This window comes from Fibrobacter sp. UWB10 (assembly GCF_900182935.1).
Taxonomy (GTDB): Bacteria; Fibrobacterota; Fibrobacteria; order Fibrobacterales; family Fibrobacteraceae; genus Fibrobacter; species Fibrobacter succinogenes_O.
Genome location: NZ_FXUE01000002.1, coordinates 396,205 through 422,158, shown reverse-complemented (window position 1 = coordinate 422,158; position 25,954 = coordinate 396,205). Strand labels below are relative to the sequence as shown.

Here is a 25,954-nt window from a genome sequence, read left to right as displayed (position 1 = left end):
CCTAAACTGCTATTGCAGTTCTTTCATTCGCTGCACCGCTTCCTTGAAAGATGCGGGTTCTTGCAGCAAGCTAATCACCACCCAGCCGTCTTCATCAAAATCGAAGAAGAATCCGGGCTGTACAAGAACACGCTTTTCACGCAGCAAGCGAAGTGTGAGTTCCTCGTCGTCTTCACCGAGGCGCACGACTGCATACCAACCACCAAGAACTTCGGGGCAGTACTTGGCCGGGAATGCTTCGCGGAGTGTCTGCCAGTTTACGAGCAGGCGCTCGCGAACTTGAGATTCATAGGCACGGGCCTTGGGCAAAAGCGCGGTGCCGAGGGCCTGGGCCGGAGCGGACACACTCAGGTAGGCATCTTCCACAAATTCGAGAGCCGCGCGGATTTCTTCGAAGCGTTCACGCGGGGCGTAGAAAGCCATCCAGCCGAGCTTGAGCTGCGGCGAGCCCACAGCCTTGCTGAGGCCGTTCAGCCAGAAAATCGGGCACTTGGGGCCGTTCTCCGGCAGATTGATGAGGTCGTTACCGCCCGCATCCCAGAGATGCTCGGAGTTTACCCCGAACTTGTTTCGGGGCCCAGGATGACACGCGCCGAAAACATATTGCCATGTTCGCGAGGCCTTGTTCGAAAAGCCGTAATCACCGAAGACCTCGTCGACCACGAGAATCATGTCGTTATCTTCGCAGAAGCGAACTGCCACATTCCATTCTTCGCGGGAGACGCAATGACCCGTCGGATTATGCGGCGAAACCAGCAGCAAGATTTTCGCCTTCTCCGGAGCCGCCAACAAGCTGTCGGAATCGAGAACGAATCTAAAAGAAGACTTCTCTCGCTTCAGCTGCAGAAAATACGGCGCGCATTCCAAATGTTCGAGCTGCGCAAGCGTATCAAGCAGCGGATATCCCGGCATCGGCGTCAGAATCACATCGCCCGGGTCGCAGAAAGTCTTGAACAAAACAGAGTAAGCTTCGCTGGTACTTGCAGTCAGAATAATCTGGCCGGCCGTAAAGTTTCCGCCACGTTCGCGGTAATACTCCACCACCGCCTCGCGTGCCGACCTCCAGCCCGCCGCATCCGGATTCCAGCAACCGAAATCCTTGCGTGCCTCCTCCACCGCATCATTCAAATCAATCGGCAGCCCCGCCTTCACAGGCGAAGAAATCGTCATGTCGATGAATGAAAGACCGCCTTCGGCAGCATCCTTTTTCGTGCACGCCTTCGCGCGTTCCAGCTCGGCAAAGAACGGCGATGGCGAAAGATCTTTAGGCAAGCGGGAAGAAAGCATACGAGTAGGAAATTAGAAGTAGACAGTGGTTAGTCTTTGAGACAGCGGACAGAAAACCCAGTGTACATTATTTCGCTTGGATGCCAGCTCTTGTAGGTGTAGGTCAAGAAATAATAGTCTGCACAGTTATTGCAAGCCGGATCAGAGGTCCAGAAGTACGCATAGTACCCTTTATCGACAAAAGCCCCTCTGATAAGCCTTTGGCCTGCGGGCAAAGCCGAGAACCCGTAGGCGTCACTATTGCCGCCTCCACGGTACCATTCATCCGTAGACTTCAGCACAAAGCCCGCGTTATACTCGACCGCAAAGTGATCTTCTGTAACAGCTTCGTATAGAGTCTCAAATTCTTGAACACTCGGAATATGCCAGCCGCTAGGACAAACACCGCGCACAGGAGACTTCCGTTCACATGTCGATAAGCCATAACCGCAACCCTTGCCATTATCCGAAAACTTAGCGGCGCTGTCCATAGCCGCAGACCAGGTGTAAAGACGACCGTACTTGGCGCAATACTCGGCGGAATCATTATAGCACCAACTAGTAGAATCGGAGGTGAAAGAAGTGCTGTTTTGACTATAATCAAGCGGAACGTCCGTGTAAGCATAATTCAAATTTTCCGCCATCCACCACTGGTCACCGATTTTCACGGTCTTGTAGATCTGACCATCGCGGTCATCCGTCAACGTTCCGTATTCGCAGGCATCGGTGCTATCGGTCCTGCAAGGAGGAACAAGCGTCACAGAACTGCTACTCAAGACATTATCGCTAGAACTAGAAGGATCATTATCGCTTGAACTTGAAATATCGAGTTCACTAGAACTCGAAACAATCAACGAACTAGATGACAAAACGGAACTACTAGACGTTACTTTAATCAAGCTACTTGAACTTGAATTTTCATGCGAACTAGATTCTATTGACGAGGATGATTCTCCAGCAACGATAGGATTACTACTATTGCCGTCATCACAAGCAACGAGGAATAGAGCAAGCATAAGCGCACATAAATAATTCCTCATGTTTCCTCCTTTTATAAATTCCTTACTTCTTCCGGCGCAAGATTGCGGCAAGAGCAACGGCGATAAAGATTCCTGCAGGGAGCACAATAGCAATGGTCAAGAGTATCAACTTCTGGAAATCAGAAAGTCCCTTAAGAGATTTTTTAAAATCCTTGAACTTTGCGATAAAGCCTTTTATGCCGGAAGGTTTCCCGTTTCCTTCAACAGGAGCAATCTCACCTTCGGCCGGAGCTTCAGCCTGGTCTTCCAAACCGGCAAAGGCCTCCAGCTTCGGGAACAATGCGAACAACTTGGACGCAGATTCCTTAACAGGCCCGACAAAGTTTCCCGCATAAGAGCGGACCTTGTCGTAGCGTTTCTTGAAGGGGCGTTTCAGTTGTTCGAGCATAGGAGCCTCCTATTTTTTATACAGCAGGTTCACACCACCGAAGAGAGCGCGCATGTTTGCCTTGAGCGTATCGCTCGACACACCGCGGCCTTCGACTTCGACGTTGTTCGCCTTCAGCACAATGCGGCTGAGGCCTCGGCCTGCCCAGACCTTGTCCTTTTCGGGTACAACAAGCTGGCGGTACTTCACGAGTTCGACCGGCATGCCGATTTCACGCATGAGCATAAGGGCCGCCTCGATCGGGCCTTCGGCCGTCACGGACTTCACCAAAGATTCGCCATCCTTCTTGAAGTGGAAGATAAAGCGGTTTTCGTCGGGCACGACTTCGATGTTGTTGAAAATCAGGCGGCCGTTCACATTCACGAAATGTTCGCGGAACACATCCAGCACGCGTTCGGCAGACAGTTCGCCTTCCTTTTCGCTGCAAGCCTTCAAAATCGGCTGCAGTTCAGCGGCTTCAGCCAAAGACATCTTGTAGCCGAACTTCGTGATGATTTCGTACACGGCGGTACGGCCACTCTGGCTTGTAAAGCTGAGCGAATCGTTCTGGTGACGACCGATAATCGAGTAGTCGATCGGGCGGTAGGCGCCCTTCTTCATGTCCTTCGTCTTGGAGGCGCCATCCTGGTGGATGCCGCTACGGTGTACGATTGCTTCGGCGCCAATCAACGGAGCGCGACTATAGATGCTGATACCCGACCACTGAGAAATCAAGATAGCCGTTTCATAAATGCGTTCCATGTGCAGGCCCGTATTCACGCCGGAGTTATGCAGCGCAACCGCGACTTCGTAGAAGTTCGTGTTACCGCAACGCTCGCCGAGCCCGTTCAGGGCAACTTCCAGCTGGGTCGCGCCCACGAAGAAACTTTCGACGGTAGCAGCCGTCGCCATGCCCAAGTCGTTGTGGCAATGCACCGAAATCGTGATATTCTTCGGCAGGGCTTCGTACACCTGCTTGATTTGATTCACGTACAGGAACGGACGATAACGTTCGACCGTATTCGGCAGGTTGATGGTCGTCGCGCCGGCTTCGACCACGGCCTTCAGCACGTCAATCACAAAATCCATGTTTTCGAGGCAGTCGCCAAAATGTTCGGCGCTGAATTCCACATCGCCCTTGTCACCCACGAGCGACTTTGCAAACTTCACGCAATGAACGGCCTTTTCCTTCACCTGTTCCGGAGTCATGTGCAGCACATGTTCCATAGAGAGCGGGCTTGTGGCAAGGAAGGTATGGATACGCGGATGCGGAGCGTACTGCACCGCTTCCCAGCAGCGCTGGATATCGCTTTCCACGCAGCGGGCCAAGCCAGAGACCACGATGCGCTTTGCGACTTCGTCGCCTTCTTCGGCCATCTTGGCAGTCAGCTGGGCAAGTTCCTTACACGATTCGAAATCCATCTCGGACGAAGCCGGGAAACCGACTTCGGCGCCCTGCACGCCGAGTTTCAAGAGTTGCAGGTACACGTCCTTTTTCTGGGCATTGTTCCAGGGCTTCGGAAGAGCCTGGTTACCGTCACGCAGCGTGACGTCGTAAAAGAAGGGTTGTCTTTCAATCGTGTTCTTATTTTCGCTCATTTTTTATCTCCTTGCCAGTCCAACAAGGCGGCAAGCTCATTTTTCGTCTAAAAAATAGAAATTTGACTCAAAAACGAAAGCCCGCGTCCTTATTGGAGCGGGCCTTATGGTTTAAATCCTTGGGTTAAAACTCTAAAATCGTCTTGAACCTATGCTTAAAAACCGGCTTGCGCTCCAGCGCAATGTCCTAGTAGGTTAATAAGTCGTAGATCCAGAATCATGTTCATGTGCAGAAAGGTAATAAAAGTAGGGATTTTTGGCAAGAGTAATTGAAAACTCCCGGGCGTGCACGCCCGGGAGCTACTCCACACAAAGTTCTTGCCGTCCCGAACACCTCAGAAAACGCGGCAAGAACTATGCGACACTCTATCGTTTCACAATTTTCTGCTGGTAGGCCTTGCCGCCTGCCACCAGGCGCACTAGGTAAACGCCCGGCTTAAGGCTGGACAAATCCACACTCGACTGCGACACCGCTTCGGTCGACATCTTTACGACATGGCCATTCACATCGAAAATGTTCAGACGGCGCACATCCGCATTGATTTCAAGACGGCTTTCGCTTGCGATATAGCGCATCGGGGACGCCACCTGCATCTTAGCGACTATCGCCTGGGATTGTTCGCTCGAAGAACTTTCCACTTCTTCCTGAGAGCTGGAGGACTTTGCCTCGGAACTAGACGAAACCTCTTCGGAGCTAGAGGACTTGGCTTCGGAACTTGAAGACTTCGCCTCAGAGCTGGAAGACTGCACCGACGAACTGGATTCCGGCTTCACTGAAGAAGAACTTGCATATTCCATGACTTCGCCGTTGCTCCCCTTGTAAGCCATCAGAGCATCTTTCAACTTCTGGTTCACTTCGTAGGCGGCATCGTCCACCGAGTTGTCAAAGGTCCACTTGAAATCACCTCCCTGCACGCGGCCCGCATAGGCACGCACATTCGCCATGGCCTGCGCCGGAGAATCCGCCGTGTAGCTGTACATCACGGAATTGTCGGTATCGAAATTGTTGTAGGCATTCGCACCGGCATAAGACTTGACCGTATTCGGAACCTTGTCGTTGCGACTCGTCACCACGTAGGCGTCAAAGTCGGCCTTGGTATCGATGGAGCCCGCAGCCGTTTCAGCCCCCTTGAGCACATACTTGCTTGCACCATACGGAATGAACGTGTAAGAACCTTCCATGTGGTTGTTGTAGGCCTTGATCGTACCGCCATCTTCGCTGCTGAATGTCGGATTGTTCTTGGTATCGCGAGTGGTGCCGCCAGCATACACGTCGCTTCCCTGCATAGACGTCATCATCGGGTACTTGCAATTACGGAAGTAGTTCGCTTCCATAAACACGGAAGAGCCCTTCGTAGAACCGGCGCCGTATTTGGCCACGCCATCGTAGTAGTTATTGTACACATGGGCGCTGTAGAAGCGTACGCGCGGGTGGCGACTGTCGGAATGGTCGTACCAATTGTGGTGATAAGTAATGTAGAGGCCGTCGGTCGTGCCTTCGGAAAGGCCGAGCAAGTTTGATTTGCCATTATCCCAGAAGTGGTTGTAGCTGAAGGTCACGTAGGTGGACTTTTTGCAGTCCAAGGCACCATCGCCCTTGACCTGGTCCTTGTCGCTACCCGCATGGCCGTAGAAGAAGTCGCAGTTGTGCACCCAAATGTACTGGTTGTCCTGCTGCAGGCCAATGTTGTCGCCTTCGTCGGAATCGACATTCATAACACCGATGTTGCGGATTTCGATATCAAAAGCGTTCTTGATACGAATGCCCCAGCCGTTTGCCGTAGCGTCGTTACCGATACCTTCGATCGTCATGGCGCCACCTTCCTTTTTGCCCATGTCAATCAAGATATCGCCCTTGTCGGTCACTTCGGGATCGGTCACGTTGCCAATCAAGCGAATGGCGAGCGGACGCGTGTCATAGCCTTTCTTGAACGCAGTCAAGATATTCTGGAGGCCCACGCATTCCGTTACAGCACCCTTGCTGCTCGTCACCACATCAAGCTTGATGGTATTCTTGGTCGATTCGGTCACATAGAGAACCACGGCGCCGCTCTTGAGCGTACCATCGGTCTTATAAGCACCCGGAACATGGCCGTTGCTAAAAGCGAAACCCGCGCGATCATGGGCCTTAACGGTCAGGGACTTCGAAGTGGTGGAAGCACCTTCTTTGCCGCCCTTGACAGAGGCCACCTTGAGCGTGTAGCTACCGGCCTTGAGGCCGACCACGTCAACACGGTACTTGGAGCCGTACTTGCGAACAAGCTGGCCGTCTACCTTGACGTTGCTTGCGCCAGCGCCCGAATAGTAAACATTGTAGCTGTCCGAACCGTCGGAAGCCCATTCGGCAAAAGCCGATTCGAGCCAGCCTTCGGCAGAACTGAGCGTTACCTGGGCATAAGCCCCGGCAAATCCGAGCAACGCAACACCAAGCGCCACCCTAGAAACCATTTTGGAACCTGTTGAAACCATATTCATCCATCCCTTTTTGAAAATGTTCTCAAATTTCTTCTCAAAATATAAACTAAAAATTCGACAAAAGCAATACAAAAATCAATATTTATTTGATATTTTTGAAGATTTTACAATTTAAAATGTTCTCAAAATTCAAGAAAACAGTAAAATCTATTGAATTACCACACGGATTGTGAATCACTAACGTGATTCTTGTTAAGACAAAACAAAAGGTTATGAAAATGCCGTTAGGCATTTTCGATAAATGCGTAAGGCGAGCGAAACAGGATTGCTCGCAATCCTACTTCCGAGCCTAGCATTTAGTACTTTAGTACAATCCGTGTGGCCCTTTAGCAAGCATCAAAGGAGGTGCCGGGTCTACGCCCGGCATGACAGCGGGCCGAGGAAGTCTTCCCATGATCTTTTTAAGCTATTTTCGCGAGATTTTCCACTTTTTAGGCAAAAATCTTCATATATTGGAGGTATGAAGTTGTTTGAGCGTATTTTTTCCACCCTTTTGGTGCTTGCGGCATTCTGTTTTGCCGACACCACATCAATCGCCCCAGTCGATTCCGCAAAAGAGATTCCCGGTCAAGCCGGGAATGACAAAAGCGATTCGGTCATTACACAAGAAACTAAAAAGCATGCAGTCTGGATTAAGCTGGAAGGTGACGTAGAACCGTCGATGTACGATTTCTGCGCCCGCGCCATCGATGACGCGCTCCAGGAAAACCCGGACTACATCGTCTTTGAAATCAACACCTTCGGCGGCCGCCTCGACGCAGCCTTCGATCTGGTGGACACCATTATGGCCGTCAAGGGCCCGACCACCATCGCGCTCGTGAAAAAGAAAGCGATTAGTGCGGGCAGCCTTATCGCGCTCGCCTGCCAAAAGCTTTACATGCTCGAAGCAACCACGATTGGCGACTGCGCCCCCATCGTGCAGGGCGGCGACGGCACTCCGCAAATCGTCGGCGAAAAGATTCAGTCCCCGCTCCGTGCCAAATTCAGGAACCTTGCCCAGCGTAACGGTTATCCGGAACTCCTGAGTTCCGCCTTCGTAACGCCGGAACTCCAAGTTCTTGAACTCACCGCCACGCTCGACAAGGGTAAAAAGTCTCAGCGCGACACCACGCTCATTATCGAAGGCTCCAAGTATGAAGTCCTCGACAGCGCCACCAAGGCATTCTGGGGCGCCCCGAAGATTCTCGTGAAAGAAGGCGAACTTCTGACCATGACCGACAAGGAAGCGTTGGAACTCGGATTCTCGCAGGGCACCTTCAAGAGCCGCGACGAATTTGAAACCAAGCTCGCCATCGAAAGCAGAAGCGAAGTCGAAACCACCCTCGGCGAAGACATCGCCTCGGCCATCGCCGCGATTTCTGGCCTTCTCTTGATTCTCGGTTTCGGCGCGCTCTACATCGAATTCAAGACGCCGGGCTTTGGCTTGTTCGGAATCATCGGCATCATTCTCATCGGCATCGTGTTCCTCGGACAGTTCGCCCCGCAACTTGACGGCTACATTCCGGCGATTCTGCTGGTGGCCGGCGTGGTGCTGTTCTTGGTCGAAATCTTCGTGATGCCGGGAACATTCCTGTTCGGCATCGGCGGTATCGTGTGCATGATTCTTGCACTCGCGCTTTCGTTCGAGCCCTCGGAAATGCCCGAATACGTGCCCGAAACCATCGAAACGACTTTTGACGCCACGCCCTGGCTAATCGGGCTACTCTATATGTTAAGCTGTGCGGCAATCGCACTCGTATTCCCGATCGCCGCAAGCAAGTACCTGATTCCGCTTTTGCCCGAAGGCTGGACGCCCATGCTCAAGACTGACTTGGAAACCGCCGCCTCGCCCACCGAAGCAATCCAGGAAGTTGCAATCGGTGACGAAGGCATCGCCAAGACGTTCCTGCGCCCGGTAGGCCAAGCGCTCATTAACGGAAAACTGTTTGACGTTCAGACCCACGGCGAAATCATCGAAGCAGGCACTCCCGTGAAGGTAGAATCCATACAGGAAGGCCACATTTGGGTCGGGGCCAGTTCATCAAGCGAAAAATGAAAAAATTTCAGAGTAAAAAATTAATATTCCTATCAATGGTGAGCTCCATATTGCTCTCCATTGCGCCTCTCTATTCCATGGCAATATTGAACACTAGAAAAAGCGAAGATTTTACAGTACTACTTCTTCTGCTTCTAACATTGCCAATTGTATTAGGCGCCCCTATCAGTCTGCTACACTTACTGGTCTTTAAGAAAAACATCAGTGCGGACACAGCACGAAAGCTGATCTTTTTCCCCTCCATATGGATACAAATATTCATCGCTCCGTTCGCTCTTGTTCTAACATGTTCGATACTTGGAGAACTGTTTGATTTATATCATTTAATTCATGTGAAATGGCTGATAACCGCCATCATCATTGACGGTCTCTCAATATTTTATCTTTTCTATGTTCCTCAAATTCGAAAAAAAATCAAAGAATCTTTTTTTGACGAAGACAAATAACGTAAATTAAAGAAAATAACACCGGAGAAAAAAAATGGACACTCTTTTAATCGTCGGAATCATTATCGCGGCTATTGCCGTCATCATCCTCCTCGCCTTTATCGGCAAGTTCTTCAGCCTGTGGCTGCAGGCCTTGTTCTCCAAGGCAAACGTGAGCATTTTCCAGCTTATCGGTATGCGCCTGCGTAAGGTTCCGCCGCAGGTGATTGTGGAAGCCCGCATTCTTAGCTGCAAGGCAGGCCTGCCCGTAGACACCAACCTGCTCGAAGCCCACTATCTTTCCCGCGGTAACGTGCTCCGCGTAATTCAGGCTTTGATTGCTGCCAACAAGGCAAACATCAAGCTCGACTTTAAGGAAGCCGCCGCTATTGACCTTGCAGGCCGTAACGTGCTCGAAGCCGTGCAGATGTCCGTGAACCCGAAGGTGATTGAAACGCCGAAGGTTTCCGCTGTGGCTCTCGACGGTATTCAGCTGCATGCCGTGACCCGCATTACCGTGCGCGCAAGCATCCAGAAGTTGGTGGGTGGCGCAGGCGAAGACACTGTGGTCGCTCGCGTGGGCGAAGGTATCGTTTCTTCTATCGGTTCTGCAAAGAGCCACAAGGACGTGCTCGAAAATCCGAACATGATTTCTAAGAAGGTGCTCGCCTCTGGCCTTGATGCCGGTACCGCATTCGAAATTCTTTCGATCGATATCGCCGACGTAGACGTGGGTCAGAACATTGGTGCTATCCTTGAAACCGACCGCGCCGAAGCTGACAAGAAGATTGCACAGGCTAAGGCAGAAGAACGCCGCGCTATGGCATACGCTGCCGAACAGGAAATGAAGGCTAAGGTCATGGAAATGAAGGCCAAGCTCGTGGAAGCCGAATCCCAGATTCCGATGGCTATGGCATCTGCCCTTCGCGACGGCAAGCTCGGCGTGATGGACTATTACAACCTCAAGAATATCGAAGCCGACACGCAGATGCGCAAGGAAATCGGCAGCGCACCCGAGGCCAAGTAAGCGATTGTAGGGCAATATGGAAACCCTAATCTTCATAGGCATCGCAGTCGTTGTTGCGATAATCCAGAGTATGGCGAACAAGGCCAAGGAGCAGCAAAAGCCGCTCCCCCGCCAGCGTAATGCAGAGCCGGCTGAACCGCAAGGCAATCAGCCGCCGCGGTCCCTGCAAGATTTGATTCGCCAATTCGAAAACGCACAACGTCAGGCGACCCAAGGCAACATCGAGCCGCCCACGCCCCCTGTGGAAAGGCGCGATCCGGATCAGCCGCTCACACTTCGCGACATTGCCGAAGTCGTGATCGGGGTGGATTTTATCAACTTGGAATTCTTGATGGAAGAATTCGATGTTGACGAAAATACCGCCGCCGAAATGCTGATGGATTTGCAAGCCCACCGCATTGTGGGCCACGACATGGGCGAAGGCGACTGCGACGTGCTCGTGCATGACTTGGAAGAACTCGACAACTTACTCAGTCACGAAAAGCGTGCCGAGCAAGAAAGAAATGAGGCTCTTCGACAGGCTCAGGATGACTCTGATTCTGAAACGGAAGATTTGCGTCGCAAGGAACTGGAACGTCAGCGAGAATTAAATGCTCTCGAAGAACGTGCCAAGTCTGCACGCGAATCTGCAGCCGCAATCATGGGAAATGATACCGCAAACGGAACCGAACAGGCTCCGCGACGTGCGCCCCTTGTTTCGACCAGGAGTCTCACCGACGTGCGCAAGGGATTCATCTGGGCCAAAGTCCTAGACGAGCCCCGCTTCAAGCGCCGCTGGAGTGCTCAGTACCGGTAACTATTTACCGAACCACTTGACTGTAATATCAACGAATTTGCCGTCTTTCTTCATCGAAGTAAGGACGGCATTTATTGTATCGCGGAGAGCCTTGTCAGCCTTACGGAAACCGACGGCATAAAATTCATTGTGCAAGCCATCTTCCAAGGCAACGAAATCCTTGTTATTCAAAACATTCCAGTACTTGGCGGACACTTCGTCTCCGAACACGGCGTCAACAGAATCTTGCACCAAGGCTTCCAAAGCAAGGCTCAACGTTTCGAACAGCACAATTTCCTTCATGTCCTTTTTCATTTCGGACTGTTCCAGCATAGACCAAGCCGTAGAAGCTTTCTGGACAGCGACCTTTTTGCCCTTCAAGGAATCAAGACTATTATAAGCCTTGTTCTTTACCATGAAAACCAATCTGTTGGTGAGGTAAGGGTCGCTCAGATTCATATCCGAAGCACGCTTTTCATCGACACTCATACCGTCCCAAACGCAGTCAATGTTTCCATCATACAAAGCTTTTTCTTTATCCGACCAAGAAATCAAACGCAATTCAAGTTTCACCCCTAAGCGAGCGCAAACTTCATTTGCAAGGTCCACATCGAACCCTATAAAATTGCTGTCCTTATCCATAAAGACCATGGGCGGAAAATCACCCATGTGGCCCATTACCAAAGCGCCAGCTTTTTTCACATTTTCAAAAGACTGATCTTGATTCAGTGTAGAATCATTCTTTTCACTACAAGCTGAAAATACAACGGAAAAAGCAATAGCGGCAACAAAGGCCGCAGATGCGAAATACCTATTCATATTAGCTCCTTTGCGTTAAAAGATAAGAAATATTTGCAAAAAGAGCTATATGCTATGAGTTTAATTTTTAGAGAATCTTGACAAGAACTGCGACAAGCGTTCGTTCCCAGACTGGTTGAACACGAAATCTGGAGTTCCCTGTTCGACGATATAGCCGCCGTCCATAAAGATAACCTTGTCCGCCACATCGCGGGCAAAAGCCATTTCATGCGTCACGATAACCATGGTCATCTTTTCTTCGGCTAGCTTCTTGATAATCTTGAGCACTTCGCCGGTGAGTTCCGGATCCAGCGCAGAAGTCGGTTCGTCAAAGAAAAGAATCTTCGGGTTCATGGCCAAGGCGCGGGCAATGGACACTCGCTGCTGCTGGCCACCGCTGAGTTCACAAGGGTAAGCCTTTTCCTTGCCTTCGAGGCCCATACGCTTGAGCAGAGATTTTCCCGTTTCACGAGCTTGTTCACGGGAAACACCCAGCACACGCACCGGAGCCAGGCAAAGATTCTGGAGCACCGTCAAATGCGGGAACAGATTGAAGTTCTGGAACACGAGCCCTGTGGAGAGGCGGATTTCGCGCAGCACCTTTGCCGGCGCATACACCGGAGTTCCCTTGTCACCCGACTGCACCATATCCTTGCCATCGACCTGCACCAAGCCGCCGTTCACCGTTTCAAGCTGGGTAATGCAACGCAACAGCGTACTCTTGCCGGAACCGCTCGGACCGATAATCGAAAGCACCTCGCCCGCATTCAGTTCGAACGAGATATCCTTAAGCACATTCAAGTTGCCAAACAATTTCTTGACATGTTCCACTTTAAGAATCGGCATCACGGACCTCACTTATAGTAGTCGAGCTTGCGTTCCAGATAGGCGAAAAGCACGCTCAGCAAAAGGTTTGCCACATAGTAGAACACACCTGCCACGAACAGCGGATAAATGCTGGCGTATGCCGCCTGCTGTTTCTTGGCCAAAGCAAAAAGTTCCGTCACTGCAATCACCTGCGCAAGCGATGTATCCTTTACCAAGGTAATCACTTCGTTTGCACTCGCGGGCACCACGCGCTTTACCACTTGTGGTAAAATAATACGGAAAAATGTCTGCGAACGGGTCATGCCGAGCATGTAGGCGGCCTCGTACTGTCCTTTAGGAATCGACTGGATTCCGCCGCGGAAAATTTCGGCAAAGTACGCCGCATAGTTTATCGAAAAAGCGACAATCACCGCCGGGAATCGGTCAAACGAAAATCCGAGTCCCGAATATTCGCTCAGGTAATACGAGCCAAAATAAATTGCCACAATCTGCAACAAGAGCGGCGTTCCACGCATCACCGAGATGTAGAATGACACCGGGTAACGCACCACTCGCCACTTGCTCATTTTGAGCACGGCAATCAAAAGACCGAGCGGAATCGAGAACAGGAGCGTCAGCCCGAATATGGCGAGCGTCGTGCAGAAACCGCCCCAAAGGATAGGCAACAGAGAACTTAAGTCAGACACTACTTACCGAACCACTTGGCATAGATTTCGTCAAACTTGCCATCAGCTTTCATTGCAGCCAAGGTCGAGTTCACGGCATTGCGGAGAGCCTTGTCATTCTTGCGGAAACCAACGGCATAGACTTCGTCCGAAAGGCCTTCTTCGAGGACAATGTAGTCCTTAGCATTTTCAACGATCCAGTACTTAGCTACGATTTCGTCGAGGAACACGGCATCGACACCGCCCTTGTCCAAATCCATGAGAGCCGTCTGGTTGTCATCAAACGGAACGATTTCCTTGGCAGCCTTGCCCGCTTCGGAAGCATCGAGCAACTTCTGGGCGGTAGAGCCGTTCTGCACGGCAATCTTCTTGCCCTTGAGAGCTTCGAGTTTTGTAAGAGCCTTGTCCTTCACGGTAAAGATCATACGGTTCGTGAGGTATGCATCGCTCAAATTCATTGCGGCGGCGCGAGCGCTGTCCACACTCATACCGTTCCAAATGCAGTCGATTTTGCCGGTATTCAATTCCTGTTCCTTGGCGTCCCAGGAAATCGGCTGCGTCTTGAGTTTCACGCCCAGGCGAGCGCAAACTTCTGTAGCAAGGTCAATATCAAAACCCACGATGTTGTTGTCCTTGTCGCGGAAACCCATCGGCGGGAAGGAGTCATCGAGACCGAGCACGAACTCGCCTGCAGCCTTCACCTTGTTCAGGGATTCGTCAGCAGTAGACTGTTCTGCCTTTTGGTCGTTACAGGCAGAAAAAACAGCGGCACAAGCAAACGCCGCAAGCATCGCAAAGATTTTTTTCATAGAAAACTCCTTTTTTACCAAATATAAAAAACTCATGACGATCTAAAATTAAACCGTCATGAGCGAGGTGTTTAGAAATAAAAAATCCCCTAACCTTTTTAAAAATAAACAACGACGGTATTACTTGTCTATAGCCCAAACGGGTTATTTTTGCTTGTTTTATAGCGTAAAAACGTTGCTAACGCTATCAAGAAGCGTTTCCTTCGTCGGCGAAGGAATCCCCTTCAGAATTTGCTCCAGGTCAGACTTCTGGAAATTCGGATGGTATTCAAAAAACACTTGTCTATGCTTTTCGCTTTCCTTGAAATTGCCCCTCTTGTTATTGCAGGCAATCAGCATAAGCCTTGCTAAGGTCGATTCCGGATGGAACATCAAAACTTGATTCAACGTTTCTTCACATTCCGCAAACTTGCCCTGCAAGAAAAAGATGAACGCCCTTGGTGTAGAATGAAGGAGCACGCCTTCTGGCCCTTTAATAAATCGGGAGCCTTCATTCAGCAAATGCAAGGCCTCGTCCATTTGCCCCGCAAACATACAGAGCTGAACCAAAATACGCCGAGACCTAACACACTGCGGAAGATCCGCCAAAATCTGCCGAAGGTAAGGAACTGCTCCATTCTTGTTCCCAATCGCCATATTGTATACCGCCATCATGAACTGGGCGTATACAGAATAGGGATTCTTCCGCATTGCAGCACAGGCAAGCGATTCTATTTTTGCAACATACTCTTTAGCGTTCACCCAGGATTCCGTTATGGCAACATAATAGGCCCAAACAAGCGTATAGGGTACAAATATGGGGCTTTTCTCCGCTTTAGCCAACGGCTCCAATTCGTTGATTATTTCATCAAACGAATCCCGGCAGATATTATCTATTTTGACATTGGCAAAAGAAGTGGCATACCACCACCGGGGAAACAATTCTTTATTTTGTTCATAAGTCTGCGCCGCCGAATGGAACAATAGCCTAAAGATTTGCATTGCCACCTGCGTCCCCATCAGTTCAAAATCGTCGTTAGCGTTAACCTGTAGCGATTCCGACCAAAGAATATCTGCCGTTTTTCCTTTGTATAGAGTTACAAAGAAGGTATTTTCCTTATTCAAGACCGGGGATATTTTGACTTGATACGTTGCCGGAGCCGAAGCTTCTTCACTCTCGTTGATCGAAAAAAGCCGATACCGGTTCAAGGCTTGTATGATAGATAGGTAAAGCTCTTTTGCGGGGGAACAACCGTCCAAGGATTTCCCATCTATAAATGCGATGTGGATTTCTTCGTCAACAGCTGAATTTTCATTACTTTCTTCAATATCGACAGACACCGCTTCGGTCCTGTTCGAAACATCGAGAATCTTGTAAATGTTGGCCAAATGCACCTTGACCGTATTCGCCGAAATGTTCAACGCCTTGCAAATTTCAGCATTCGTAAGCCCCTTACGAAGCAAGGAGAGGATTTCCTTTTGTCGCGATGTTAAACATTTACAAGGCTCTGCCATACATAAGCAAATATATCTATAAAGTTAGATTTTATAGAAACTCAACCATAAAAAACATCTGTTTTTTTTATTTATTTCATTTATATGCCAAAAAGGGCCGCATCGCTGCGGTCCCTTTTTATATAATCGAATTAGTCGTTGCGCTTGCGCCCTACGGGCTTAAGCGCAGACTCGCGGCGCCTCGGTCATGGCGAAATGCAAGCACTTCGCCGCGACGCTCGGCTTGCTAGTCTTTGCCATAAACCTTTTCGGCGTAGGTCACGGTAGCGCCGAGGTATTCGCGGTTCATCTTGGCGATGTAATCCACGGTGATACCCTTCGGGCATGCAGCCTGGCATTCGTAAAGGTTCGTGCAGTTGCCGAAGCCTTCCTTGTCCATCTGAGCGACCATGGCGAGAACGCGCTTCTTGGCCTCGACCTTGCCCTGCGGCAAGAAGCTGAGGTGAGAAACCTTCGCAGAAACGAAGAGCATTGCAGAAGCGTTCTTACAAGCGGCCACGCAGGCACCGCAACCGATACAAGCGGCAGCGTCAAAGGCGCGGTCGGCATCAGCCTTGGGAACCGGGATCACGGATGCTTCAGGAGCGGCACCGGTGTTCACAGAAACGAAACCACCAGCAGCGATAATGCGGTCGAAAGCGGTACGGTCAACGGCGCAGTCACGGATAACCGGGAATGCGGCGGCGCGCCACGGTTCGATCACGATGGTATCGCCATCCTTGAACTTGCGCATGTGAAGCTGGCAGGTAGTCGTTGCATGGTCGGGACCGTGCGGCATACCGTTGATGACGAGAGAGCACATACCACAAATACCTTCGCGGCAGTCGTGGTCGAAAGCGAAGCCTTCCTTGCCCTGCTTCATCTGTTCTTCGTTCACAATGTCGAGCATTTCCAAGAAGGACATGTCCGGAGAAACATCGTTGATCTTGACAGTTTCGAACTGTCCCTTGGTCTTGGCATCCTTCTGACGCCAAATCTTCAAAGTCAAATTGAGTCCGCTCATTATTTGTAGCTCCTAGTAACAAGGTGGACGTTATCAAAGGTAAGGGGTTCCTTGGAGAGTTCCGGCTTCACGCCGTCGCCCTTGTATTCCCAGGCGCCCACGTAGCAGAAGTGTTCGTCGTCGCGCTTGGCTTCGCCTTCTTCGGTCTGGCTTTCTTCACGGAAGTGACCGCCGCAAGATTCTTCGCGGTGCAGAGCGTCGAGGGTAAGCACTTCGGCGAATTCGAGGAAGTCAGCCACACGGCCGGCACGTTCGAGGTTCTGGTTGAAGGAACCTTCGGAACCGAGCACGTTGACATTCTGCCAGAATTCTTCGCGGAGAGCCGGGATCTTTTCGAGAGCAGTTTCCAAGCCCTTCTTGTTACGGGCCATGCCCACGTATTCCCACATGATGTTACCGAGTTCACGATGGATATCGTTAACAGTGCGGTGACCCTTGATGGAAAGGAGCTTGTGGATGCGTTCTTCGGTCTGCTTCTTGCAGTCTTCGAAGGCAGCGTCGGATTCGGAAACCTTTTCGAGCTTGGTGCCAGCGAAGTAACCACCGATGGTGAACGGAATCACGAAGTAACCGTCGGAGAGGCCCTGCATAAGAGCAGAAGCACCGAGGCGGTTTGCACCGTGGTCGGAGAAGTTGGCTTCACCGAGAACAAAGCAGCCCGGAATCGTGGACATCAAATCGTAGTCAACCCAGAGACCACCCATGGTATAGTGGATGGCCGGGAAGATACGCATCGGAACCTTGTACGGATCTTCGTCGGTGATCTTTTCGTACATCTGGAAGAGGTTACCATACTTGGCAGAAACGCCTGCAACGCCCATGCGTTCGATAGCGTCTGCGAAGTCGAGGTACACAGCCTGCTTGGTGTTGCCCACGCCGAGACCGGCGTCGCAAACCTGCTTGGCGTTACGGGAAGCCACGTCACGCGGAACGAGGTTACCGAAGCTCGGGTACTTTTCTTCGAGGTAGTAGTAACGTTCAGATTCAGGAATCTGGTCCGGGCTACGGGTATCGCCCGCCTTGCGCGGAACCCAAATACGTCCGTCGTTACGGAGAGATTCGCTCATCAAGGTGAGCTTGGACTGCAGGTCGCCGTGGCGAGGAATGCAAGTCGGGTGAATCTGAGTGTAGCAGGGGTTGGCGAACAGAGCGCCGCGCTTGTAAGCACGGAAAGCAGCCGTCACGTTAGAACCCTGAGCGTTGGTAGAAAGGTAATAGACGTTACCGTAACCACCGGTGCAAAGGCAGACTGCATCGGCCACGTGGCTTTCGAGTTCGCCAGTGATGAGGTTACGCACGATGATACCGCGAGCCTTGCCGTCGATCACGACGAGGTCCATCATTTCGCGACGCGGGAACATCTTGACCTTACCGGCAGCAACCTGGCGCATGAGAGCCTGGTAGGCACCGAGCAAGAGCTGCTGACCCGTCTGACCACGAGCGTAGAACGTACGGGAAACCTGCGTACCACCGAAGGAACGGTTGTCAAGGAGGCCACCGTATTCACGACCGAACGGAACGCCCTGGGCGACGCACTGGTCGATGATGAGGTTGGAGTTTTCAGCCAGACGGTGCACGTTGGCTTCGCGAGCGCGGAAGTCACCGCCCTTCACGGTATCGTAGAACAAACGGTAAACAGAGTCGCCATCGTTCTTGTAGTTCTTAGCAGCGTTGATACCACCCTGAGCAGCAATGGAGTGTGCACGACGGGGGCTATCCTGGATGCAGAAAGACTTGACATTGTAACCAAGTTCGGCAAGAGATGCGGCAGCGGAAGAACCGGCAAGGCCAGTACCCACCACGATCACCGTGAACTTACGCTTGTTGGCGGGGTTCACGAGTTTGAGTTCGAACTTATGCTTGGTCCACTTTTCTTCGATGGAACCACCGGGGATTTTAGAATCAAGAATCATTAGTGGGCTCCTTAAATTTCAGCGTTAAAAGAAACTTCTACTTCGCCAACAGAAGGAATCACGAAGGCGGTCTTTGCGGCAGCCTTTTCCTGCTTCTGCTGTTCGTACTGCGGCTGCAGGCTACGAGACTTTTCAATCAGGGCCTGAGTTTCGGGCTGGTTACCGAGGTAGAAAGCAGCAACAGCGGTGATACCGAAACCGAGGGCAACGACGACACTGTAAACGATACCAGCGATGTCGATAATCGGGGTCCACTTCTGGTGAGCGATACCCATGGTCTGGAAGGCAGACGAAATAGCGTGGAAGAGGTGCATGCCAATCACGAACATGCTGATCACGTAGAATGCAGCCCAGAACGGGTTTGCAAACATCTGGATGGTGGTGAGCCACATGTCGCGGACGATTTCGCCCTTGTCGTTCATGTAGAGGTAGTGTTCACCAAACTTGAGCATCATGAGGTGCTGCACGAGGAAGCCGAGAATGAAGAGACCGGACCAGATCATGGTGAAGGTTGCGAAAGTCTTCTTACCCTTGCGAGCGTTGACTTCGTAATCGATGCCACCGCGAGCCTTCTTGTTTTCAATCTTCAGCGTAACAGCGAGGAAGATATGAAGAGCAAAGGCAGCCACCAGCACCAGTTCAATGAGGTAAATCATCTTCACCGGGAAGTGGAGCGGGTTGAATCCGGTCAGGAATTCGGTGTAGGCATTGTAGGATGCCTGAGCCGCGGCCTGATCGAAATTCAGAAGCTGGAAGTTACCACACATGTGGCCGAAGATGAACAGAGCCAAAAAGGCACCCGTGCATCCCATGATCTGCTTCTTACCGATGGAAGAGGTAAGATACTTGACGATCCATTGCATTGAGTTGTGTCTCCTTGAGGGGGGTTATTTTTGAAACTTAGAGGACGCAGCAGGCCTTGAGGCTCGGCATTTCGTAAGCGTAGCGTTCGTCTTCCTTGAACCAGAAGTCCAGTTCGCGCTTGGCGGATTCGGGGCTGTCGGAGCTGTGCACGACGTTTTCGGTCATGGAAGGAGCAAAATCGTAGCGGAGGGTACCGGGTTCCGCCTTAGCCGGATTGGTTGCACCGTTGATGGCGCGGACCTTGGCAATGGCATTTTCGCCGCCGAGGGCGAGCATCACGGACGGGCCCTTGGTCATGTAGGCTTCGAGTTCCGGGAAGAACGGCTTTTCCACGTGTTCAGCGTAGAAACCGCGAGCATCAGCAGAAGTCATCTGGTGCATCTTCACGGCGCAGACAGAGAGGCCTGCAGCGATGTAACGGTCGATAATGCGGCCCACGAGGCCGGATTTCACGGCATTGGGCTTGATCATTGCAAATGTCATTTCCATAGTTGGTACCTTTTATTTGAAAGTGTTGAAAATATAGGATTTTTAGTCTTCGGCTTCGATCTTTTTCATCAAATCATCGGCAAGTTTGCCTTCACTCTTGATGTTATCGACGAGCCACTGGGCGGATTCCTTAAGTTCGCTGTTCGGATACTTCTTAAGGAATTCCTCAAGCACTCCGAGAGCCTTGTCGTTCCAGCCCAAATTTTCGTTGAGCATAAAGCCGCGGCTAAACATGGCCTTTTCGGCATTTACACTATTCGGCCACATGGTGTAGAAGGCATAGTACTCCCCTTCTGCATCCATGAATTCTTCGTTTTCGCCCTGAACTTGAGCCATTTCATAAGCGACTCGTTCAAACAGGCTGTCATTTTCGGCATAGGCATACATCACATCACGATAAGCATAATAGGCATCGGACTTTTTACCGGCCTGGTAAAGAGAATCTGCACGAGCAATCAGCTTGTCAGCCGTCTTGTAGGGCTTGAATTCAGCAATTCTCGTATCGTACAAATGCACATCGGCGTTCTCATAAGCCTCCGTCGCAAATCTTTCCGTCTTTGCAACCGTGTAATCGCCGAGGTTTCTGTTATAAATTTCAGAAATACTTTGTTCGTAAGTCTTGCCCGCGTAAATCAAGCGATAGCACATGAAGTAATCATGCTTGTACAAGTTTTCGGGGAACAAAGCAATCTTGCGCACCAGATTCTTGGACTGTTCGTAAGAATAACCCGACTGAATAGCATTGCGAACATAATCGTAGTATGCTTTCAAAGTATCTTCCGGAACATCCTGGTCAAACAACTTTTTCTCGACATAACGGTTCGACAGGTATTCCAAACGATTGTAGCGGTACAAGGCCCTGTATTCCCAGGAATGGTTCAGCTTCAGTTCTCTTGCAATTTCAGCATAGGCGAAAGTTTCAGCCACCATTTCCACGATTCTCTGATGGACTCGGAGATTCATTCTTTGACGGAAATAAAGTTCGTTATAGCGCAACAAATCCGCTTCGGTAAATACCGGCTTGCCGGACTTCGTAATCAGCACCGTAGAAGAATCGATATCAAAATACGTTCCGTCCTTGACACCATTCTGGAGAGCCGATTCAACGCGGTCATAGGGTTTCATCTTGGCCGGATCCTGAGCGGCAAGATAAAAACGATGGAAGCTATTGCCAGCACGAAGGACTTCCGTCACAAAGCCTGGTTGCTTTCCTTCCAAAGCCGAAGCAAGGGCATCGACCATGCCGATTCCATAGGGCAAAGCAAAGTTTTGCTTGACATGACCAACATAACCGCTATCCTTTGCGGTTTTCGAGTTGGTGCTGTTTGCATACGCTGCAGCCTTAAACTGTTCAAGCGTCGGAGCTTCAGCAAACAAAGAGGCAAGCTTTGCCGAATCGCCCTGCACATGGTACAATTCATAGCCAGGAACGGTCATGAATTCATCTTTGTGCTTGTTGTAATAGGTCTTCGCATCGACAGACGGAGTTTCCTGAATTCCAATATGGGCTTTTTCAAGAATATGGTCCGAAAGAGAGCCGCGCAATTCACGACGGTACGCATCGGCAAAGGCCTTCTTTTGCTTCAAGATTTCTTCTTCCGAAGGATCTTGAAGCTTAAGCGTATCCTTCAAATAGGAATCAAATCGTTCCTGATTCTTTGAAACATAGTAGTAGCTTGCAACATCGCCACGAACCATCAAGAATTCGCCCGTTGAATCCGACGGGAACAATCCTCTATTGGAATCATAATACTGACGCAATTCAGCATCGCTATATGTCAAGCATTCCATGACATAATAGCGCTGGTAAATCATCGTCAAAAAGCGAGGTTCCAAGTCAGCGAAATGAGTCTTCCATTCCTCAGCCAATTCAGGATATTCAGCAAGAGCTCTCGTTACAAGTGCAGCCTTTGAATAGAGTTTGTCATACAGGAACTGACCTTTAGTCGTCTTGTACGTTTCTCCATTTTTCATGAGCAACGTGTAGTCTTCTTGATAGACCTTTTCTTTATCGATGCGAGCAAGGATTGTATCCTTGTCGCCGATACCGTTACAGCCGTTCAAGAAAAACAGCGACGCCAATGAAACAAGAGCCAGGAGTTTTGCCTTCATAATTCCTCTGGTTAAGATTTCAAGACAGCAATTTTCGACACTAAGCTACAAAAAATTAGCCGACAAAGATACGACCGTTGCGGAACAACTGCATCCACGGACCATCTTCGCCCCATTCTGCCGGGTGCCAGGAGTACTGGCAGGTACGGAACACACGTTCCGGGTGCGGCATCATGACGAGAGCGCGACCGTCTTCGGAGCAGAGGCCGTTGATACCGAACGGAGAACCGTTGGGGTTCAGCGGGTAGCGTTCGGTGTATTCGTGCTTGCCATCCACGTAGCGGAGCGCCACGAGACCGGTCTTAAGGCAGGCTTCAGCAGCTTCGCGGCTAGCGAATTCTGCGCGGCCTTCGCCGTGTGCGACCGCAATCGGGAGCACGGAGCCTGCCATGCCCTTGAGGAGCACTGCCGGAGTATCTTCGACCTTCAAAGAGCAGTAACGGGCTTCGAAGCGTTCGGAGAGGTTCTGCACAAAACGCGGCCAGTGCTTGGCGCCCGGAATCAAATCCTTGAGGTTAGAAACCATCTGGCAGCCATTGCAAACGCCGAGCGTGAAGGTGTCTTTGCGGTTGAAGTATGCTTCGAATTCAGCACGAGCCTTCGGGTTGAAGAGAATGCTCTTGGCCCAGCCTTCACCGGCACCGAGAACGTCACCGTAGCTAAAGCCACCGCAAGCCACGAGACCGTTGAAGTCCTTGAGGCTTACGCGGCCTTCGAGAATATCGGTCATGTGAACGTCGATAGATTCGAAACCAGCCTTCTGGAAGGCTGCAGCCATTTCGAGTTCGCCGTTGACGCCCTGTTCGCGGAGGATAGCCATCTTCGGACGGCTGGCGAAGTCCTTCACAATCTTGGCAGACGCCACCACGTCGAAGGTGACCTTCGGCGTGATACCCGGATCGTCCTGTTCCAACTTGAGCTTGTATTCGCTTTCGGCACAATCCGGGTTATCGCGGAGAGCCGCGATGCGGCGGGTCGTGTCACTCCAGATGGCGCGCAGGTCGGAAAGACCTTCGGCGTAGTCGCCGATGATTAAGTTGTAAGTATCGTTGAGCGTACCGATTTCAGAAACGGTATCGCCGAGGCCGACAGCAGCGAATGCTTCGAACACGGCCTTCAAATCAGCCTTCTTGACCTGGAGTACGGCACCGAGTTCTTCGTTGAACAGGGCATCGATCAGGTTACCCTTGAGGGCACCGGCATTGAGCGTGACACCCACGTGGCCAGCGAATGCCATTTCGGCAACCGTCGTGTAGAGACCGCCATCGCTCTTGTCGTGGTAGGCCATAATCTTGCCTGCGGCATTGAGTTTCTGGATGGTTTCGAAGAAGGCGCGGAGTTCCTGAGCGGAATCGACATCCGGAGCCTTGTCGCCGAGGTTGTTGTAAACCTGAGCAGCAATGGAGGCGCCCATGCGATTCTGACCGCGGGCCAAGTCAACGAGCACGAGCGTCGAATCCTTATCCTGCAACAGCTGCGGGGTAAGCGTCTTGCGCACGTCGGCGCACGGAGCAAAGGCACTGATGACGAGCGAAATCGGAGCGGTCACGCGGTGGCTACCCTTGTCGTCCTGCCACACGGTGCTCATGCTCATGGAGTCCTTACCCACCGGAATCGTAATGCCGAGATCCGGGCAGAGTTCCATACCGATAGACTTCACGGCTTCGTAAAGGTCGGCGCCATCGCCTTCGTAGTTCGGCGTTGCCATCCAGTTTGCGGACAAGTTCACGCGGCCCATATCAGGCACGCAAGCGGCAGCCATGTTGGTGAGGGATTCAGCCACCGTCATGCGAGCGGCAGCGGCCGGAGAAATCAAGGCGATCGGGGCGCGTTCGCCCATGCTCATGACTTCACCTTCGTAAGTATCGAGCGTTGCGCTGGTCACGGCGCAATCAGCAACCGGCACCTGCCACGGGCCAACCATCTGGTCGCGGCAAATCATACCCGTCACGGAACGGTCACCGATAGAAATCAAGAACGTCTTGTCAGCGACGGTCGGGTTTGCAAGCACGCGGTGAGCCACATCCTTGATGGAGGCATCTGCCGGAACCACCGTGGAAGAAAGCGGGCGCTTCTGGCTCTTTTCGTTACGGATCATGCGAGGCGGCTTGCCGAGGAGCACGCCAAGCGGCATGTCGATCGGAGTCGTACCGAAGTGCTTGTCGGTCAGAGTCAAGTGCTTTTCAGGAATAGCCTCGCCCACCACAGCGTACGGGCAGCGTTCACGCTTACAAATAGCGTCGAACACATCCAACTTATCGCCTGCAATAGCGATCACATAACGTTCCTGAGATTCGTTACTCCAGATTTCGAACGGGCTCATACCCGGTTCGTCGTTCGGCACATTACGCAGTTCAAACTTACCACCGAGACCGCCATCGTTCACCAGTTCCGGGAAGGCGTTGGAAAGTCCACCTGCACCCACGTCGTGAATGAAGGTAATCGGGTTTTCTTCGTTCATCGCCCAGCAACGGTCGATGACTTCCTGGCAGCGGCGTTCCATTTCGGGGTTTTCACGCTGCACAGAGGCAAAGTCGAGAGATTCATTACCGGCACCGTTAGCCACAGAGCTAGCAGCACCACCACCAAGACCGATGAGCATGGCCGGACCGCCGAGCACGATCAGGTGGTCACCCGGATCAATGTGGCCCTTTTCGATATGTTCATGCTTGATGTTACCGAGACCACCGGCCAACATAATCGGCTTATGGTAACCACGGACTTCCTTGCCGTTCTGGGCATCGACTTCCTGTTCGAAAGTACGGAAGTAACCGAGGATGTTCGGACGGCCGTATTCGTTGTTGAATGCAGCGCCACCGAGCGGGCCTTCAATCATAATGTCGAGAGCAGAAGCAATACGGGACGGGCTACCAAAGTCCTTTTCCCAAGGTTGGACTGCACCCGGCAGTTTCAAGTTCGAAACGCTAAAGCCCGTGAGGCCAGCCTTCGGCTTGGAACCCTTACCCGTGGCACCTTCGTCACGGATTTCGCCACCACTACCGGTAGCGGCACCCGGGAACGGAGAAATAGCCGTCGGGTGGTTGTGGGTTTCGACCTTCATGAGGATGTCGACTTCTTCGTGGTGGAAGTCGTACTTGTTGTTGCGCGGGTCGGCGTAGTAGCGGCCAGCAACAGCGCCCTTCATCACGGCGGCGTTGTCCTTGTAGGCGCTAAAGATGTTAGAGTTGTGGAGCTGGTAGGTGTTCTTAATCATCTGGAACAGGGACTTGTCCTGCTTGACACCATCAATCGTCCATTCGGCACCGAACACCTTGTGGCGGCAATGTTCCGAGTTGGCCTGCGCGAACATGTAAAGTTCCACGTCGGTCGGATTGCGCTTGAGTTCGGTGAAGTTCTTGACCAAGTAATCGATTTCGTCGGAGGAAAGAGCGAGGCCCATTTCCTTGTCAGCCTTCACGAGGGCGTCGCGGCCTTCGGTGAGCACCGGAATCACGTTCAGCGGACGCGGTTCTTCCTTGCTGAAGAGGACTTCCAAGGAGGCGGTGTCGGCGAAAACGGCCTGCGTCATGCGGTCGTGAATCTTGGCCGAAATCTTTTCGCGGGCACCGGCCGGAGCAGCACCTTCAAACTTCACGTAATAAGCAATAGCGCGTTCAATGCGCTTGATAGCCGGGAGGCCGCAGATGTGAGCGATATCGGTAGCCTTGGAACTCCACGGGCTGATGGTACCCGGACGCGGGCACACCACAAAGAGTTCGCCTTCGAGAGCCTTGGGTTCGCGGGCCGGACCGTAATGCAGCACCTTCTTCAAAGTTTCGGTTTCTGCATCGGTCAGGTCGGCGGACAAATCCACCACGTGCAGGAATTCAGCGTAAACGGATGCGACAGAAAGGCCTGCGCTCTTGAAATCGGAAGAAAGTTTCTGGAGACGGAAATCCGACAGAGCCGGCGTACCACGAAGAATGAGCATTATTAACCTCTATTTGTTTTTTACGCGCAAAATTTAGAA

At 51.6% G+C, this 25,954-nt stretch carries 19 protein-coding genes; 3 read left to right on the top strand and 16 right to left on the bottom strand.

Annotated elements, in window-relative coordinates:
- Nucleotides 1-9 precede the first annotated feature (9 nt).
- The 5 genes from QOL41_RS06345 to QOL41_RS06325 all read right to left on the bottom strand — a co-directional run bounded on the left by QOL41_RS06345 (nucleotide 10) and on the right by QOL41_RS06325 (nucleotide 6,747).
- Nucleotides 10-1,287 (bottom strand): pyridoxal phosphate-dependent aminotransferase, encoded by a 1,278-nt coding sequence (locus QOL41_RS06345; protein WP_283429080.1) that lies wholly within the window; start codon nucleotides 1,285-1,287, stop codon nucleotides 10-12.
- 29 nt (nucleotides 1,288-1,316) lie between these two features.
- Nucleotides 1,317-2,306: a fibrobacter succinogenes major paralogous domain-containing protein gene (locus QOL41_RS06340; protein WP_283429079.1), complete on the bottom strand. Its 990-nt coding sequence runs from the start codon at nucleotides 2,304-2,306 to the stop codon at nucleotides 1,317-1,319.
- A gap of 22 nt (nucleotides 2,307-2,328) precedes the next feature.
- Entirely contained in the window at nucleotides 2,329-2,694 is a 366-nt protein-coding gene (locus QOL41_RS06335) for a hypothetical protein (protein WP_283429078.1), read from the bottom strand.
- A gap of 9 nt (nucleotides 2,695-2,703) precedes the next feature.
- Nucleotides 2,704-4,272 (bottom strand): 2-isopropylmalate synthase LeuA2, encoded by a 1,569-nt coding sequence (gene leuA2 / locus QOL41_RS06330; protein ID WP_283429077.1) that lies wholly within the window; start codon nucleotides 4,270-4,272, stop codon nucleotides 2,704-2,706.
- 366 nt (nucleotides 4,273-4,638) lie between these two features.
- A complete protein-coding gene (locus QOL41_RS06325; protein WP_283429076.1) occupies nucleotides 4,639-6,747 on the bottom strand; it encodes a pectate lyase family protein in 2,109 nt (702 codons plus the stop codon).
- A gap of 460 nt (nucleotides 6,748-7,207) precedes the next feature.
- Here QOL41_RS06325 and QOL41_RS06320 point away from each other — a divergent pair, with 460 nt between their 5' ends.
- From QOL41_RS06320 to QOL41_RS06310, 3 genes are all read left to right on the top strand, one after another.
- Complete coding sequence (locus QOL41_RS06320; RefSeq protein ID WP_283429075.1) at nucleotides 7,208-8,782, top strand: NfeD family protein; 1,575 nt, start codon at nucleotides 7,208-7,210, stop codon at nucleotides 8,780-8,782.
- Between the two features lie 480 nt (nucleotides 8,783-9,262).
- The gene (gene floA / locus QOL41_RS06315) at nucleotides 9,263-10,234 is read left to right on the top strand and encodes a flotillin-like protein FloA (RefSeq protein WP_283429074.1); all 972 of its coding nucleotides are present in this window, start codon (nucleotides 9,263-9,265) and stop codon (nucleotides 10,232-10,234) included.
- A gap of 16 nt (nucleotides 10,235-10,250) precedes the next feature.
- Complete coding sequence (locus QOL41_RS06310; RefSeq protein WP_283429073.1) at nucleotides 10,251-11,030, top strand: hypothetical protein; 780 nt, start codon at nucleotides 10,251-10,253, stop codon at nucleotides 11,028-11,030.
- On the opposite strand, the gene QOL41_RS06305 is transcribed toward QOL41_RS06310, so the two are convergent.
- The 11 genes from QOL41_RS06305 to purL all read right to left on the bottom strand — a co-directional run bounded on the left by QOL41_RS06305 (nucleotide 11,031) and on the right by purL (nucleotide 25,915).
- Complete coding sequence (locus QOL41_RS06305; protein ID WP_283429072.1) at nucleotides 11,031-11,828, bottom strand: transporter substrate-binding domain-containing protein; 798 nt, start codon at nucleotides 11,826-11,828, stop codon at nucleotides 11,031-11,033.
- A gap of 60 nt (nucleotides 11,829-11,888) precedes the next feature.
- On the bottom strand, nucleotides 11,889-12,653 hold the full coding sequence (locus QOL41_RS06300) for an amino acid ABC transporter ATP-binding protein (protein WP_173653829.1): 765 nt from the start codon (nucleotides 12,651-12,653) through the stop codon (nucleotides 11,889-11,891).
- Between the two features lie 8 nt (nucleotides 12,654-12,661).
- On the bottom strand, nucleotides 12,662-13,321 hold the full coding sequence (locus tag QOL41_RS06295) for an amino acid ABC transporter permease (protein ID WP_283429071.1): 660 nt from the start codon (nucleotides 13,319-13,321) through the stop codon (nucleotides 12,662-12,664).
- Nucleotides 13,321-14,109: an amino acid ABC transporter substrate-binding protein gene (locus QOL41_RS06290; RefSeq protein WP_283429070.1), complete on the bottom strand. Its 789-nt coding sequence runs from the start codon at nucleotides 14,107-14,109 to the stop codon at nucleotides 13,321-13,323. The genes QOL41_RS06295 and QOL41_RS06290 overlap by 1 nt, the downstream gene beginning before the upstream one ends.
- A gap of 159 nt (nucleotides 14,110-14,268) precedes the next feature.
- Nucleotides 14,269-15,603: a LuxR C-terminal-related transcriptional regulator gene (locus QOL41_RS06285; protein ID WP_283429069.1), complete on the bottom strand. Its 1,335-nt coding sequence runs from the start codon at nucleotides 15,601-15,603 to the stop codon at nucleotides 14,269-14,271.
- 226 nt (nucleotides 15,604-15,829) lie between these two features.
- On the bottom strand, nucleotides 15,830-16,606 hold the full coding sequence (locus QOL41_RS06280; protein WP_283429068.1) for a succinate dehydrogenase/fumarate reductase iron-sulfur subunit: 777 nt from the start codon (nucleotides 16,604-16,606) through the stop codon (nucleotides 15,830-15,832).
- Nucleotides 16,606-18,519, bottom strand: coding sequence for a fumarate reductase/succinate dehydrogenase flavoprotein subunit (locus QOL41_RS06275; protein ID WP_283429067.1), 1,914 nt, complete (start codon nucleotides 18,517-18,519; stop codon nucleotides 16,606-16,608). The genes QOL41_RS06280 and QOL41_RS06275 overlap by 1 nt, the downstream gene beginning before the upstream one ends.
- A gap of 11 nt (nucleotides 18,520-18,530) precedes the next feature.
- Nucleotides 18,531-19,382, bottom strand: a complete 852-nt coding sequence (locus QOL41_RS06270; protein ID WP_283429066.1) for a succinate dehydrogenase cytochrome b subunit — start codon at nucleotides 19,380-19,382, stop codon at nucleotides 18,531-18,533.
- 37 nt (nucleotides 19,383-19,419) lie between these two features.
- Nucleotides 19,420-19,872 carry a nucleoside-diphosphate kinase gene (gene ndk / locus QOL41_RS06265; protein ID WP_173447832.1) on the bottom strand — a complete coding sequence of 151 codons (453 nt, stop codon included), beginning with the start codon at nucleotides 19,870-19,872 and terminating at the stop codon, nucleotides 19,420-19,422.
- Between the two features lie 42 nt (nucleotides 19,873-19,914).
- Nucleotides 19,915-21,984, bottom strand: coding sequence for a peptidyl-prolyl cis-trans isomerase (locus QOL41_RS06260; protein WP_283429065.1), 2,070 nt, complete (start codon nucleotides 21,982-21,984; stop codon nucleotides 19,915-19,917).
- A gap of 55 nt (nucleotides 21,985-22,039) precedes the next feature.
- A complete protein-coding gene (purL, locus tag QOL41_RS06255; RefSeq protein ID WP_283429064.1) occupies nucleotides 22,040-25,915 on the bottom strand; it encodes a phosphoribosylformylglycinamidine synthase in 3,876 nt (1,291 codons plus the stop codon).
- Nucleotides 25,916-25,954 lie beyond the last annotated feature (39 nt).